The organism is Streptococcus sp. SCPM-O-B-15277 (M60), assembly GCF_058200335.1.
Map to the genome: position 1 here is coordinate 212,809 of NZ_JBYQGR010000002.1, position 13,637 is coordinate 226,445.

Annotated in this window: 13 protein-coding genes, 2 tRNA genes and 1 pseudogene; 10 read left to right on the plus strand and 6 right to left on the minus strand. The window is 40.3% G+C overall.

Annotated features, from left to right (window positions below; translation table 11 throughout):
• Positions 1–35 precede the first annotated feature (35 nt).
• On the plus strand, positions 36–1,064 hold the full coding sequence (queA, locus tag AC3E9F_RS04490) for a tRNA preQ1(34) S-adenosylmethionine ribosyltransferase-isomerase QueA (protein WP_490672875.1): 1,029 nt from the start codon (positions 36–38) through the stop codon (positions 1,062–1,064).
• Between the two features lie 186 nt (positions 1,065–1,250).
• Positions 1,251–1,637, plus strand: a complete 387-nt coding sequence (locus tag AC3E9F_RS04495; protein WP_490672860.1) for a hypothetical protein — start codon at positions 1,251–1,253, stop codon at positions 1,635–1,637.
• A gap of 340 nt (positions 1,638–1,977) precedes the next feature.
• Here the strand turns inward: AC3E9F_RS04495 and AC3E9F_RS04500 are convergent, their stop codons facing one another.
• Complete coding sequence (locus tag AC3E9F_RS04500) at positions 1,978–2,511, minus strand: hypothetical protein (protein WP_263394354.1); 534 nt, start codon at positions 2,509–2,511, stop codon at positions 1,978–1,980.
• 238 nt (positions 2,512–2,749) lie between these two features.
• On the opposite strand from AC3E9F_RS04500, the pseudogene AC3E9F_RS04505 reads away from it, so the two are divergent.
• The 3 genes and pseudogenes from AC3E9F_RS04505 (at position 2,750) to AC3E9F_RS04515 (ending at position 6,428) form a co-directional block, all read left to right on the plus strand.
• Positions 2,750–3,433, plus strand: a pseudogene (locus AC3E9F_RS04505) (hypothetical protein).
• 607 nt (positions 3,434–4,040) lie between these two features.
• Positions 4,041–5,330: a DUF308 domain-containing protein gene (locus AC3E9F_RS04510; RefSeq protein ID WP_490672861.1), complete on the plus strand. Its 1,290-nt coding sequence runs from the start codon at positions 4,041–4,043 to the stop codon at positions 5,328–5,330.
• 9 nt (positions 5,331–5,339) lie between these two features.
• Positions 5,340–6,428, plus strand: a complete 1,089-nt coding sequence (locus AC3E9F_RS04515; protein ID WP_006150832.1) for an AI-2E family transporter — start codon at positions 5,340–5,342, stop codon at positions 6,426–6,428.
• 352 nt (positions 6,429–6,780) lie between these two features.
• Here AC3E9F_RS04515 and AC3E9F_RS04520 read toward each other — a convergent pair.
• The 5 genes from AC3E9F_RS04520 to AC3E9F_RS04540 all read right to left on the minus strand — a co-directional run bounded on the left by AC3E9F_RS04520 (position 6,781) and on the right by AC3E9F_RS04540 (position 9,770).
• Positions 6,781–6,854 (minus strand) — tRNA-Lys (locus tag AC3E9F_RS04520).
• A 62-nt stretch (positions 6,855–6,916) separates the two neighbouring features.
• Complete coding sequence (locus tag AC3E9F_RS04525; protein ID WP_490672862.1) at positions 6,917–7,432, minus strand: DUF308 domain-containing protein; 516 nt, start codon at positions 7,430–7,432, stop codon at positions 6,917–6,919.
• Positions 7,433–7,650: 218 nt separating this feature from the next.
• Positions 7,651–8,067, minus strand: a complete 417-nt coding sequence (locus AC3E9F_RS04530) for an XRE family transcriptional regulator (RefSeq protein WP_263394552.1) — start codon at positions 8,065–8,067, stop codon at positions 7,651–7,653.
• A gap of 96 nt (positions 8,068–8,163) precedes the next feature.
• Positions 8,164–8,236: transfer RNA gene (locus AC3E9F_RS04535), tRNA-Lys, on the minus strand.
• Positions 8,237–8,498: 262 nt separating this feature from the next.
• Positions 8,499–9,770: a replication-associated recombination protein A gene (locus AC3E9F_RS04540; RefSeq protein ID WP_263394553.1), complete on the minus strand. Its 1,272-nt coding sequence runs from the start codon at positions 9,768–9,770 to the stop codon at positions 8,499–8,501.
• Between the two features lie 115 nt (positions 9,771–9,885).
• Here AC3E9F_RS04540 and AC3E9F_RS04545 point away from each other — a divergent pair, with 115 nt between their 5' ends.
• From AC3E9F_RS04545 to AC3E9F_RS04565, 5 genes are read left to right on the plus strand one after another with little or no spacing between them, the layout of a single operon-like run.
• Positions 9,886–10,356, plus strand: a complete 471-nt coding sequence (locus AC3E9F_RS04545) for a DUF3013 family protein (protein ID WP_006150882.1) — start codon at positions 9,886–9,888, stop codon at positions 10,354–10,356.
• 9 nt (positions 10,357–10,365) lie between these two features.
• Complete coding sequence (locus tag AC3E9F_RS04550) at positions 10,366–10,794, plus strand: NUDIX hydrolase (RefSeq protein ID WP_263394358.1); 429 nt, start codon at positions 10,366–10,368, stop codon at positions 10,792–10,794.
• Positions 10,795–11,694, plus strand: a complete 900-nt coding sequence (locus AC3E9F_RS04555; protein ID WP_263394359.1) for a GIY-YIG nuclease family protein — start codon at positions 10,795–10,797, stop codon at positions 11,692–11,694.
• Between the two features lie 10 nt (positions 11,695–11,704).
• Complete coding sequence (prmA, locus tag AC3E9F_RS04560; RefSeq protein ID WP_263394360.1) at positions 11,705–12,655, plus strand: 50S ribosomal protein L11 methyltransferase; 951 nt, start codon at positions 11,705–11,707, stop codon at positions 12,653–12,655.
• 1 nt (position 12,656) lies between these two features.
• Complete coding sequence (locus tag AC3E9F_RS04565) at positions 12,657–13,400, plus strand: 16S rRNA (uracil(1498)-N(3))-methyltransferase (RefSeq protein ID WP_263394361.1); 744 nt, start codon at positions 12,657–12,659, stop codon at positions 13,398–13,400.
• Positions 13,401–13,637: the final 237 nt, after the last annotated feature.

Sequence of the window (13,637 nt, forward strand, 5' to 3'; positions counted from 1 at the left end):
AACTCTATTAGAAAAGAAAAGGAAAAATGACACCAATGAATACCAATGATTTTGATTTCCACTTGCCAGAGGAGCTGATTGCACAGACACCTCTGGAAAAGCGCGATGCCTCTAAGCTCTTGATGGTCAATCGCAAAACAGGAGAATTTCAAGATCGCCATTTTCACTCCATTATCGAAATGCTAGAGCCAGGTGATGCCCTAGTTATGAATGATACCCGTGTCTTGCCAGCTCGACTTCATGGTCAAAAACAAGAAACAGGGGGCCATGTTGAACTCTTGCTTTTGAAAAATACAGCAGGAGACGAATGGGAAGTCTTGGCAAAACCTGCTAAACGTCTCAAGGTCGGCACCCGTGTTGTCTTTGGAGATGGTCGCCTAAGCGCAGTCGTGACTGAGGAATTAACCCATGGCGGTCGTATTGTCCGTTTTGAGTATGAAGGAATTTTCCTAGAAGTACTTGAAAGTCTTGGAGAAATGCCTTTGCCTCCTTATATTCACGAAAAATTGGATGACCGTGAACGTTACCAGACAGTCTATGCCAAGGAGAGTGGATCAGCAGCAGCCCCAACTGCAGGGCTACATTTTACCAAAGAATTACTAGAAGAAATCCAGCAAAAAGGAGTTCACCTAGTCTACCTGACCTTACATGTTGGACTTGGGACCTTTAGACCTGTTTCAGTAGACAATTTGGATGAGCACGAGATGCACTCAGAGTTTTACCAATTGTCTGAGGAAGCCGCAGAGACCTTGCGACAGGTCAAAGAAAATGGTGGCCGTGTCATTGCTGTGGGGACAACCTCTATCCGTACGCTTGAAACCATCGGAAGCAAGTTTGATGGCCAAATCCAGGCAGACTCTGGCTGGACCAATATCTTTATCAAGCCGGGTTATGACTGGAAAGTGGTGGATGCTTTTTCTACCAATTTTCATTTACCCAAGTCTACCTTAGTCATGCTTGTTTCAGCCTTTGCGGGCCGTGAATTGGTTCTCGAAGCCTACCAGCATGCTATCGATGAAAAATACCGTTTCTTTAGCTTTGGTGATGCCATGTTTATCTACTAAAAAACGAGCAAATCAAAACTAGAAATAAAAGGGCTAATTCCTACTTGGATTAGCCTTTTTTCGATATATGATAGCTATTGAATTAAAAGCAAATAAATGATACACTGAAGACTACGATACAACCGTCAAATATATGCAAAATCTGACGAGCTACTTTTATCTGTGTCTATTTCAAAGGAGATTTTTATGAAAAACAAAACATTGCGTTATACGAGCCTATCAGTCCTGACCTTGTTGGTTGCCTTGACCTTGGTTGCCTGTGGTGGAAAGACTGACAAGAATACGTCATCTTCAAACCAAAAGGAGATAACAAGCAAGGTGACTACAGAGTCCGCAAGTAAAACTGAAGCAGGCCAAAAAGAAGAGCAGAAGTCAGAAACAAATAGTGCGAAAGGAGCTACAACCACTCAAGCAGAACAAAAGGAAGATAAGCAAAAATCACAAGAGGCTTACGCTAAATTTGTAGGGACTTGGGAAAACTACGCGGGAACAACTGCAACAGTCACAGCAGATGGAATTGTGACAATCCAAAGTTCAAATGGAACCTTTAAATACGAGATGGCTATTACTTAACAGGTATTCATCTTGTCGGTGGTGGACAAGGAGCACGACTGATCTTTACCCCAGCTGGAGTCCAAAACGAAGTGACAGGTACAGATGGCAGTCAAGATGTCTTGTCTATCGGTCAATCTGTAAGCGACAAAGATAACCAGTTTTACCGTAACTAAGAATATCAATCAGAAATAAGGGTGGTGAAATGTCCTTACTTTTTTACAAGTTTTCGAAGCATAAAATTTTAAGCATTCAAATTTACACGACGTTTAAGTTGGCTAATTAGCAAGCTCGCGTTAAAGTGAAAGATAATAAGGACAATATCAAAAAAGCCCTGATGTAGGGCTTTTTTGATTACTTGCTAATATAAGAAATCAATGCCGTAGTTTTCTTTTAGATAGGTCGCCAACTCGGCTTTTTCTTCCTCTCTAAATCGACAGAGGCTAAGGGCGAGACGCAATATCAGAACACTTGTATCAATGATGACGTTTGACTTAGAAATATCTTCTAGCTGGGTCACCTCTCTCAGATCAAAATCTATATAGTAAGCCTTGCTGTTGACATGGTCGGGGTCACTGACATCCACTTCAACATACGATGCTCGCAACAATTCTTCTTTCGGAATGAAGATTTCCTTGGAAAAGAAGAGCCCGGGATATACATAAATACCTTCAAAGGAGAATTCAAAGGAGAGCCTACGACTAGTCAGTCTTTTGATGCCTGCAATCGTTGAATAGATAGCAGCGAAAAAGAGGATGGTTGGAACCACAGTGAGAAAACTAAGCTGGGAAAAGTCGATCAATCCATGCGCGAGGAAAAAGAAAAATTGAAAGAATACACCCGCCGCAAAGACTAGATAGCCGACACCGACAAATTTTGAATAATAGATTTTCATACAAACCTCCAGATATAGAATTGAACTCACCAACGCTTTTTCAGTAGAAGGAGTAAAGATCATGGAGAGATAAAATTCTAGGTATTCCCATCATATCCTATGGAGCGAAGTTCTGTCAACCTTTTAGCAAGATGTGACTCTTAGCTATCCTATGACCTAGTAAGTTGGTTTATGGTATACTAGGATAATAAAATTCTAAAATTTGAAGACTTATTTTCATAAATAGAAAGAGGTCAATATGTTTTTTCTCGGACGCCGTCGTGTCTTTATCGGCGAATGTGATGGACAAGCGGTCTATTATGACCAAAAGACAGGAGAGGCTCTAGCTGCTCCAAAGAGTAGGTTGCTCAATACTGAAAAAGCTGGTGACACGAATTCCTTTATTCCTGACTTGGTAATTCTCTTACTAGCAGGTGGACCCGCAGTTTCGGGCTTCTTTTCCCTCAAGTTTATTGGTGTCTATAACTGGTTTAGTCTAGCTTGCATTTTTCTATTTTGGTTGCTGCAGTTTTCCTTCTTGGTTGCCATACTTGAACGAGGGCTCTATAAAAATGTTCGAAAGGCTTAGTCAACGACAGAGAAGGTCTTTTATTATGCCGCATCTCATAATTTATTTGTGAAAAACCAGTTTGATCCCAGAGAACTGTCTGCTTTACCTTATCGATTTGCTCGCTTTGTAGTAAATATAGTGTCTATCTATTATTTTTTGTATTTCTTGACTCTTCCTCTAAAATTTGGTCAACCGATTGATGAAGGCTATGGTTTGTGGTTTGCGGGCTTGTTATTCTTTGCAGTATTTCTTTTGTACAACCAAAACAATCCAGTTCGCTTTGTGAAGATTATGAGATTATACAGCCAAGGAAAAGTACGATTTAAGGAAGAAGTGGAACATTGGGAAACTGTCTTTGGTGGTGTATCCTAAATACTTAGATAAACAAAAAAGCCTTAAAATCAAGGCTTTTTCCTGTTGTTTAGATGCCCCCTGCAGGCTCTTTGAAAGAAACTTAGAAAAATCTAAAATGAAATTATTTCAAAATGGGGTAAAAGCAAAATTTCCCTCCCTACTTTCTCAATTATTCCTAATTTTAGTTCCAAAAAGCTTCAATTCATAATCTAATTATAATATGGGTAATGGGTACTATCTTATTACATTCAGATTTTTGTTCTCTTCAAAGAGTTATGTAGGCTTTATGGTTTTAAATAGGTAAAAAGTTGAATTATAGTGAGTATTGTGTCACAATAGGTAATATATAAATAATTAATGGAATGGATATAATTCTTTCCTACCTTTACAAGAAGGATTGGTTGCACCTTTTTTATCTAGCAATTATGGTTAGCTTTCAAGTTTAGCTAGTTTTTAAAAGCTCTGATTTCGACTCAATAAAACAAATTTCAGAAGTGCAAAAGACAAGATGGTGACATTGCTACAGTCAGTCGCCATGTCTTGCTGGCACAGGCTGTTTGTGCCGTCAGCTATTTACCAGTCAATTTGATCAAAGGGCTTAATTATTATTTTTGAAAGGTCTTTTATGGAAAAAATTCTTTCTTTAGGTCTGACAGGTAAGAAATTACTTGTTCAGGGTTTCTTGTTTGTTCTGCTAGGTCTTATCTTGATGGTCACGGGAACTTGGTTGCCAGTGACGGTTATTCGACTGGTTCTGTTTTTAGCTTGGATAGCAACGGTCTTAGATTTAGTATTACGTATTTTCAAAAAAAGTCAGTCAACGGACACCTTGGGAGTTGCACTGGTTAAATTGTTAGTGATGGGATATTTGCTAGGCTCGAATCTTGCTACTGATGTGCCAATTTATATTTTGGCTCTTGTGATTGGAATTTATCAGATTTTTCATGCTAGTATCAACCTTGTCACCTATGTTCTCTACCGCAAAAACAAAATTCGACCTCGTTTTCGTTTCTTACTAGATGGTCTCGTACTAGTTTTTCTTGGTGGGACTAGTCTTTTGTCCTCTACGGGAAATTCTGTCTTTCAACTCTTTGTTTTAGGGGCTTATTTTTTCCTTTATGGTCTGTCCAATATCCGTGACGGTTTCTTATTTGAAGGGGAAATTGGGAAAAACCATCTCAAACGTCGCATTAGAATTAGCTTACCTATTGTCCTAGCCGCTCTCATCCCTGCAAGAACTTTAGCAAAAATTAACAAATTTATGCTGGAAAATGCTGATGAGGAAGAAGATATCCATCTTGGAATAGTGAAGTCTGGTAAGACAGCAGAGCTAGAAATTTTTGTTCATACAGCTGAGACCTCCCTGTTTTCAGCTATTGGTCATGTGGATATCTGCTATCAGGGCCGTGTTATTTCTTATGGCAACTATGATCCGTCATCTGAGACCTTATTTGGTATGGTAGGAGATGGTGTCTTATATTTCTGTGACCGCGATAAGTACATTGATCTATGTAAACGTGAGAGTCAAAAAACACTTTTTGGTTACGGAATAGATTTGACGCCTGAAATGGAAAAAGCAGTTCAGAAAAAGTTGGCTGAATTGAAACAACTGACGATTCCATGGGAGCCAAGTGCAGATAAAATCATGACAGGTGATGGTAAGGAAGACTACACCTACGCTTATAAAATCAGACATGAGACAGATGGGGAACTTTATAAATTTATCAAATCTAAGTTTAAATCCTACTTTGTCTTATCTACAAACTGTGTGCTCTTGGCTGATACCATAGTCGGTCAGGCTGGCACCGATATCCTCTCACCCAAAGGATTTATCGCTCCAGGAACTTACCAAGCCTACCTTAATCGAGAGTTTGAAAAACCAAATAGTATAGTCGTATCTAAACATGTTTATTAAGGAGAATTTATGAACTTAGTTAAAAAATATACCCCGTTAATCCTTTTTATAGGGCTGGTTGCTCTTGTAATTCTGAATGCATCGAGCTTTATATCAGGAGCAATCTCTCTCTTTGATGTAACATCAACCTTGATTTATGGTGCTGTTATTGCTTTTGTGCTTAATGTTCCTATGAAAAAAATTGAACAGTACTTAGTTAAATTGAAGGTAAAGGCAGAGTTGCGTCGTCCGATTGCCATGGTACTTGTTTTCCTAGCTCTTATCTTAATCGTGATTGCTCTTTTGGTTTTGGTGCTGCCAACCCTAGCTCAGACTATTAGTCAGCTGGGAACAGTCCTTTCAACAGTCCTTACTCAACTTGGGAAATTGCTAGGCAGCTCGGAATTTGTAACCAAAGACATGTTGTCAACTATCGTATCAGGCATACAGGGACAATCTAGTTCTATTAGCCAAGCTTTGATAGGTTTTTTATCAGGTCTGACTAGTAATATCGGCAATATTTTTTCAAGTTTGATGAATGCCTTTTTGATTATAGTCTTCACCTTTTTATTTTTATCCAGTAAGGAACATTTGGCAGCGATGACGAGTCGACTTCTAAAAGTTTTTCTTCCAGAGAAGGTGGTGATAAAGTTGACTTACATTGGACAAGTAGCACTAGAGACTTATGACCAATTTTTGATGAGTCAGCTGATTGAAGCAGTTATCATAGGAGTTATGATAGCGGTTGGTTACAGCCTGTTTGGGATACCCTATGGAGTAATGACAGGTATATTTGCAGGAGTGCTATCGTTCATTCCTTATGTAGGGCCTATGATTGCTTGTGTTGTGGGAGCGATTTTTATCTTCACAGTGAGTCCTACTCAAGCCTTACTTTCTCTTCTTCTATATCAAGTTATACAGCTGATTGAAGGAAACCTTATTTATCCAAAAGTTGTAGGTCAGTCTATTGGTTTACCAGCTATTTTCACGCTTGCGGCTGCTAGTATTGGAGGCAATCTCTTTGGCTTACTTGGGATGATATTCTTTACCCCCGTATTTGCTGTTATCTATCGACTGGTTAAAGAATTTGTCGTTGCAAAGGAAAATCAGGTAGATTAAGAAAAACTAAATTTAATAAGATATACTGAGAAGAGAGTGAGAGTTTCTCTTCTCTTTTATTTCTAAATGACTTGCTCTTGTTCTGTTGCGAAAATTTATGAATTCATAATAGCCCATTTTAATCTCTATGCGGATTGGCCATGTAATATGGGCACAAATTAGTATAGTTTAGTTAATTATAGACTAGCTCTGTACTGTAAAAAACAGTTGGTCTTATCAAATATTGCTAGCAATTGATTGAGAATAAATGATAAGTTTGATAAGGTTGGAAAACCTTTATAATGATTTGCTACAAAAAGTTATTTGACATCAAAAAAGCCTTGAAATCAAGGCTTTTTCCTGTTGATTTAGATGCCCCCTACAAGGGCTCGAACCTGCGCCCCATAGATTAAGAGTCTACTGCTCTACCAACTTAGCTAAAGAGGCAACAGAAAAAGCTGAGAATGTAACTTCCCAGCTATTTTAATATGCCCAAAATGGCAGCTAGATTATTTACGAAAGGCATCAAGGATATAGGTGAAACCAACAATTAAAAATGCAAAGGCAACGACATAAACGACAAAGACACTTGTAGCTACTGGATTGAACAAAATCACTAGACCTAGTAAAAATGCAAGCAACGCTATCCACATGATATGGTTGCCAATAATAGGGAAAATCAATCCCAGACGATTGCCTTTAAAGAAAACTATAATGGCTTCTACAATTAACCAAATTCCTACAATGGTCGGAATGACGACCGGCAGGGTCACAAAGCCATAAGCAACGAGGTAAAGAGCTAAGAGAAGACTAACAAACCCTTGGAAAAGATAAACAGGTGAGCGAAGCTCTTTTGGTGCAGAGAAATAGCCTAAAATAGCTGCTATAGAAGAAACCAGTAAATCAAATGCAATCCACCAGCTGTAAGCAACAAGATTAGCTACTGGGTTTGTAAATAGGAAAAGTCCTAAAAGGACAAAAACAACTCCTGCAAGGAATAGCAGTAAACGATTAGAAAATTTCATTTCAATCCCCCCTATATAGTATAGTCTGATAATAAAACTATTATATTTATTTTTATAGAAAATGTCAATAAAATAAATAAACAATTTGGAAGTTTCAGTCTGACTTACAAAAAGAAAAGGAGTTTCCACTCCTTTTCACAGATTGAAGACAAAGTCCTTATAAAAGTGTCTTCTAAAGATTTTAACTTCAATCTGAAGCGAGGTTATCCTCGCTTTTTCTATTTATCAAACAATTCCTTATTTTCAATTAAGAGTTCTAGTGGAGATTTATCCCTTGCTACAATAAAACCAGGTTCATATTGGTTATGAAGTGTTCTTTTCTGAGAAGTTGGATCAATATACAACTCATCTCCATCTTCTGTGTATAGTTGGTTGCCTCTTGTTAAGTAAAGTAAATCCTCTAAGTACTGTCCATCAGTTTCTAGAAAATCTTCGATGTATTTGACAGCTTTTAAAATCTCACTTACTTTATCAGAGTATTCATTAGATTCAAGAACACTCTTTTCTAACTCAATCTCTTTACTCGTTCCAAAGAGTTGGGTTGGAGTTGCATTAAAATATTCCGCTATCTTATCCAAATTTGCAAAGGCAGGATAGCTTTTTTGTTTTTCGTAATCAGAGATGTCTGGAAAGATTGCTCATAAAAAAATGTTAGGCAAATGATGGGGCAAATCAGTTATAGACAAGCAAAAAAAGCCTTGTAAATCAAGGCTTTTTCCTGTTGATTTAGATGCCCCCTGCAGGGCTCGAACCTGCGACCCATAGATTAAGAGTCTACTGCTCTACCAACTGAGCTAAGGAGGCAAATAAAAAGCTGTATTGGTGCCGAAACTTCACGGTTTGTATTGAACCCGCGCAATTAAGCAGGTGGGCAACTCGCTCTAACTGAAGCTGTTTCCGTGTGAGACGGCCTACATGCTGTTAGAAGACTTTTGTTTCCCTAATAATACAAAAAATAGTCGGTCAACACTTAAATGTGAAGTCGTACACCACAGCGTTTCTATGATTATATGATACCACTTTTTCAAAAAAAATCAAGGGAAAATTAAAAATTTTGAAAAGGATTTCATAAGTTTCGTAATTTATCAATGGTTTCCTTGCGTTGAGCCAGGGCACGTTCGTATTTTCCACTATCTTCTGGTGAGAAGTAGCTATGGTTGCGAATTTTTTCTGGCAAGTACTCTTGTTTGACCCAGTTACCTGGGTAGTTATGTGGATAGAGGTAGTTTTGGGCATTGCCTAATTCCTTGCTACCACTATAGTGGCCATCTCGCAGGTGACGTGGGATTGGTAGATGACCTGAGGTTTTAAGGTCAGACAGAGCCTTGTCCATAGCTACATAGGCTGAGTTGGATTTTGGAGAAAGGGCCAAATCAATCACAACATTGGCAATGAGGATGCGGGCTTCGGGGAAACCGATCCTCTGTGCTGCATCCAGAGCAGTCACGGTATGAATCTGGGCTTCGGGATTGGCCAAACCGATATCTTCATAAGCAATAACAGTCAAACGACGAGCTAGGCTAGGAAGGTCACCGGCCTCTATCAAGCGAGCAGCATAGTGGAGACTAGCATCGACATCGGATCCACGGATGGATTTTTGCAGGGCAGAGAGAACATCATAGTGTCCGTCTCCATCCTTGTCCATAGTGATGTAGCTTCTCTGAAGACTATTTTCCATAATGTCGAGTGTGATGTGACGGACACCGTCATCATTTTCTGGGGTGGAGAGAACTGCCAAATCAAGCGAATTGAAGGCAGAACGGAGATCTCCATTGGTAGATGTTGCGATAAAATCAAGGGCATCATCATCTAACTCAACAGGGAAATCAAAACCTCTTTCAGGGTCAGTCAGGGCTATTTGAACGGCCTCTTTAACATCTTGGTTAGACAAGGGTTCCAACTCAAAAATCTGAACACGACTGCGGATGGCTGGAGTGACAGAAAAGAAAGGATTTTCAGTTGTCGCCCCGATCATGATGACCAGTCCACTTTCTAGGAGAGGCAAGAGAAAGTCTTGTTTAGTCTTGTCAAGACGATGAATCTCGTCTAGTAGCAGTACAAGGCCACCTGAGAATTTAGCTTCCTCAGCGATTTCTTGGAGACGTTTTTTACTATCAACTGTCGCATTGAAGGTCCGAAAAGCATACTTGGTCGTTCCAGCGATGGCTGAAGCGATACTGGTTTTTCCGATGCCTGGAGGTCCGTAGAGTATCATAGAGGATAGGCGATTGGCTTCCACCATACGGCGGATAATCTTGCCTGGTCCAACTAGATGCTCCTGACCGATGACCTGGTCGATGGTTTTGGGGCGCATACGAAGCGCGAGATTGTCTGGCATAGCAGCCCTTTCTAACATGGATTTTCTGATACGAATGTGGTAATATGGTAGTATCTATTTTAGCATATTTCCGAGTATTCGGGGCGATTAAAGAGTCGTATAGAAAGAGGACAAAATGACAACATACGGATTTTTAGATGTTTTACAAGAAGAGTTGGACAAGAACTTTCCTTTTGATTATGAGATTAGCTGGGATAAGCGCAATCATGCGGTTGAAGTGAGTTTTTTGCTAGAGGCACAAAATGCTGCGGGGGTGGAGATGGTAGATGAAGACGGAGAGGTTTCGTCAGATGATATCCTTTTTGAAGAAGCGGTACTTTTTTACAACCCTGCCAAGTCAATAGTTAATGAGGAAGACTATCTGGCAGTCATCCCTTATTTGCCGAAGAAAGGTTTTTCTCGTGAGTTTTTAGCTTATTATGCGCTATTTCTTAAAGATACTGCAGAGGTTGGACTAGATGCCCTCATGGACTTTTTGGAAGACCCAGAAGCAGAAGAATTCGTCATGGAATGGAACCAAGAAGTCTTTGAAGAAGGGAAAGTTGGCTTGGAAGAGGGAGAATTTTACCCTTATCCTAGATACTAGGAGCTTGTAGTGGACGTAGATATTTTAGATTTCACAGGCTGCAAAATTGCTCTATTTTGCGGAGATAAGCTACTAACCATCTTGCGTGATGACAAGGAAAATATTCCTTGGCCCAATATGTGGGAGTTGCCGGGTGGTGGTCGTGAAGGGGACGAAAGTCCTTTTGAGTGCGTGGCGCGTGAAGTTTATGAGGAACTAGGCATTCACTTGACCGAAGATTGCCTGCTCTGGAGTAAGGTCTATCCCAGCATGCTCTATGAAGGCAGACAGTCAGTATTTATGGTCGGGCAACTAAGTCAAGAACAGTTTGACAGTATCACCTTTGGAGATGAAGGACAGACATACAAACTGATGAGCATTGAGGAATTTCTCAATTCTAAACAGGCAGTGCCTCAGCTACAGGGGAGATTGAGGGATTATTTGGAGGAAGTAAGGTAGATGCCAAATCGTAGTAAGAATATCAACATGTTTCTCATGGATGGAGAAGTTACTGGGATAATTAAATGTACCTTGTCAAATTGGACAGGTGTGATCTATAAAATTCCTCGAATTCAATTGGCAGATTTAAAATCACGTGATGAAATGAAGCAAAGCGGCATTTATTTCCTATTTGGTCGTGATGAGGATAAGCAAAAGGATGTTACCTACATCGGGCAGGCGACGAATCGCAAAAATGGTGAAGGTGTCCTTTTACGTGTTCAGGAACATACTCGTGACAACCATGCAGATTATTTTAATGATGTGATTATTTTGACGACACAAAATAACTCCTTTGGACCCACAGAAATAAGTTACTTGGAAAATAAATTTACACAATTAGCAAAGGATGCGGGGCGCTTCATTGTCAAAAATGGGAATGAGCCCAATTCTGGGAATGTAACAGAAGAAAAGCAGTCTGAGTTGGATGAGGTTGTAGAAAATACTTTGATGATTGTAGGAACCTTAGGGTACCGAGTGTTTGTTCCTATGACCAAGAAAACGGATCAGAATGTTTCTGATGAAAATTCAACTTATCTCTATTTGAAGCGAAAAACAAAGAAATCAAATCGAATGATTGAAGCCATCTGTGAACAGACTTCGGAAGGTTTTGTTGTTTTAGAAGGCAGTCAAGTGGATGAGGTTGATTCACCCGCAATACCAGCAAGTCTAAAAGAATTGCGTAAGGAATTAATCAAATCAAATGTGATTAAAGATGGTGTTTTACAAGAAAAACAACTGTTCTCCAGCCCATCTTATGCAGCTGCTTTTGTACTAGGAATGAATACGAATGGACGAACGGATTGGAAAAATAAGGACGGCAAGACCTTAAAAGAATTAGAAGAATTGATAGAGTGTTAAGGAGAATCAGATGGAAACATGGCAAGAGTTAAAAGTTACAGTGAAGCGTGAAGGTGAGGAGCTAGTCTCCAACCTCTTGATTGAGCTAGGAGCGCAGGGTGTTGCGATTGAAGACAGCATGGACTATGTGGGGAATGTGGATCGTTTTGGTGAAATTTTCCCAGAGGTTGAGCAACAGGAAGATATCGTGGTGACGGCCTACTACCCGGACACGGTTGATGTAGCCGTTGTTGAAGCGGATTTGCAGGCGCGTCTAGCAGAATTGACGGACTTTATGGATCTGGGTGAAGTCAAGATTGGCACCACTGCCTTGGCTGAGGAAGATTGGGCAGATAATTGGAAGAAATACTATGAACCAGCTCGCATTACCCATGACTTGACCATTGTGCCATCCTGGACGGATTATGAGGCGACAGCTGGAGAAAAGATTATCAAGTTAGATCCTGGTATGGCCTTTGGAACAGGGACTCACCCAACGACTAAGATGAGTCTTTTTGCCTTGGAGCAGGTTCTTCGTGGTGGCGAAACAGTGCTAGATGTAGGAACTGGTTCAGGGGTTCTTTCTATTGCTAGCTCACTCCTAGGTGCCAAGGAAATCTTCGCCTATGACTTGGATGATGTGGCAGTTCGCGTTGCTCAGGAGAATATTGAGCTCAATCCTGGCATGGAAAACATCCATGTGGCACCAGGCGATTTGCTTAAAGGCGTGGAGATTGAGGCAGACGTCATCGTGGCCAACATCTTGGCGGATATCCTCATTCATCTGACGGATGATGCTTATCGCTTGGTCAAGGATGAAGGTTACCTCATCATGAGTGGCATTATCAGGGACAAGTGGGACATGGTCCGTGAGTCAGCAGAAGCAGCTGGATTTTTCCTTGAAACTCATATGATTCAAGGGGAATGGAATGCCTGTGTCTTCAAAAAAACTAAGGATATCTCTGGTGTGATTGGAGGCTAGCATGCAACAGTATTTTGTAAAAGGTTTGGCTAGTTCTCCTGTCACTATTGAGGACAAGGAAACCAGTAAGCACATGTTTCAGGTCATGCGCCTGAAGGAAAATGATGAGGTTACTTTGGTCTTTGATGATGGCATCAAGCGCTTGGCGCGCGTGGTAAATGTGGAAGCACGTCAGTTTGAGTTGGATGAAGAATTAGCTGACAATGTAGAACTACCAGTCCAAGTGACCATTGCCTCTGGCTTTCCCAAGGGAGATAAGCTGGAGTTTATCACTCAAAAAGTAACCGAGCTCGGAGCCAGCCAAATCTGGGCCTTTCCTGCTGACTGGTCAGTCGCCAAATGGGACGGCAAGAAATTGGGCAAAAAGGTTGAGAAGTTAGAAAAAATTGCCCTTGGAGCAGCAGAACAAAGCAAGCGGAACTTTGTTCCAAGCATAGAGCTGTTTGAGAGAAAATCAGACTTCTTAGCACAACTTGATCAGTTTGATCGTGTCGTGGTTGCTTATGAAGAGTCAGCCAAAGAAGGAGAATCAGCTGCGCTTATCCAAGCTGTTGCTGGGTTAGAAAAGGGAGCTAAACTGCTCTTTATCTTTGGTCCAGAAGGTGGTTTATCCCCTGCAGAAATTGAATCTTTTGAAGCCAAAGGAGCAGTCCTTGCAGGACTTGGGCCTCGCATTCTACGAGCAGAAACAGCGCCACTTTATTCTCTATCAGCCATTAGTGTTTTGCTTGAATTGGAAAAATAAGAGACTATGAAAAAATCACCTAGAAAAGGTGATTTTTTATGCTCTTGAAATGGCGCGCGAAAGAGTCAATAAACGTATCCATGGCGGCAATGGAAACTTTGATTTTTTGATGATTTCGCAGAAAAAATGGATATCCAAACTGTTCCTAATCTTGTGTTCTATTAAAACAGGGCAAATCACACTATTTAGAGCAGGAGAGTATTCCTAGTCTTGATGAAAGATTAGTTTAACTAACAC

Coding starts and splice junctions, on each gene's coding strand:
- AC3E9F_RS04525 (WP_490672862.1), bottom strand. CDS start 7,432: ATGAAATTTTCTAATCGTTTACTGCTATTCCTTGCAGGAGTTGTTTTT.
- AC3E9F_RS04515 (WP_006150832.1), top strand. CDS start 5,340: ATGAACTTAGTTAAAAAATATACCCCGTTAATCCTTTTTATAGGGCTG.
- AC3E9F_RS04540 (WP_263394553.1), bottom strand. CDS start 9,770: ATGCCAGACAATCTCGCGCTTCGTATGCGCCCCAAAACCATCGACCAG.
- AC3E9F_RS04555 (WP_263394359.1), top strand. CDS start 10,795: ATGCCAAATCGTAGTAAGAATATCAACATGTTTCTCATGGATGGAGAA.
- AC3E9F_RS04545 (WP_006150882.1), top strand. CDS start 9,886: ATGACAACATACGGATTTTTAGATGTTTTACAAGAAGAGTTGGACAAG.
- AC3E9F_RS04495 (WP_490672860.1), top strand. CDS start 1,251: ATGAAAAACAAAACATTGCGTTATACGAGCCTATCAGTCCTGACCTTG.
- AC3E9F_RS04510 (WP_490672861.1), top strand. CDS start 4,041: ATGGAAAAAATTCTTTCTTTAGGTCTGACAGGTAAGAAATTACTTGTT.
- AC3E9F_RS04500 (WP_263394354.1), bottom strand. CDS start 2,511: ATGAAAATCTATTATTCAAAATTTGTCGGTGTCGGCTATCTAGTCTTT.
- prmA (WP_263394360.1), top strand. CDS start 11,705: ATGGAAACATGGCAAGAGTTAAAAGTTACAGTGAAGCGTGAAGGTGAG.
- queA (WP_490672875.1), top strand. CDS start 36: ATGAATACCAATGATTTTGATTTCCACTTGCCAGAGGAGCTGATTGCA.
- AC3E9F_RS04565 (WP_263394361.1), top strand. CDS start 12,657: ATGCAACAGTATTTTGTAAAAGGTTTGGCTAGTTCTCCTGTCACTATT.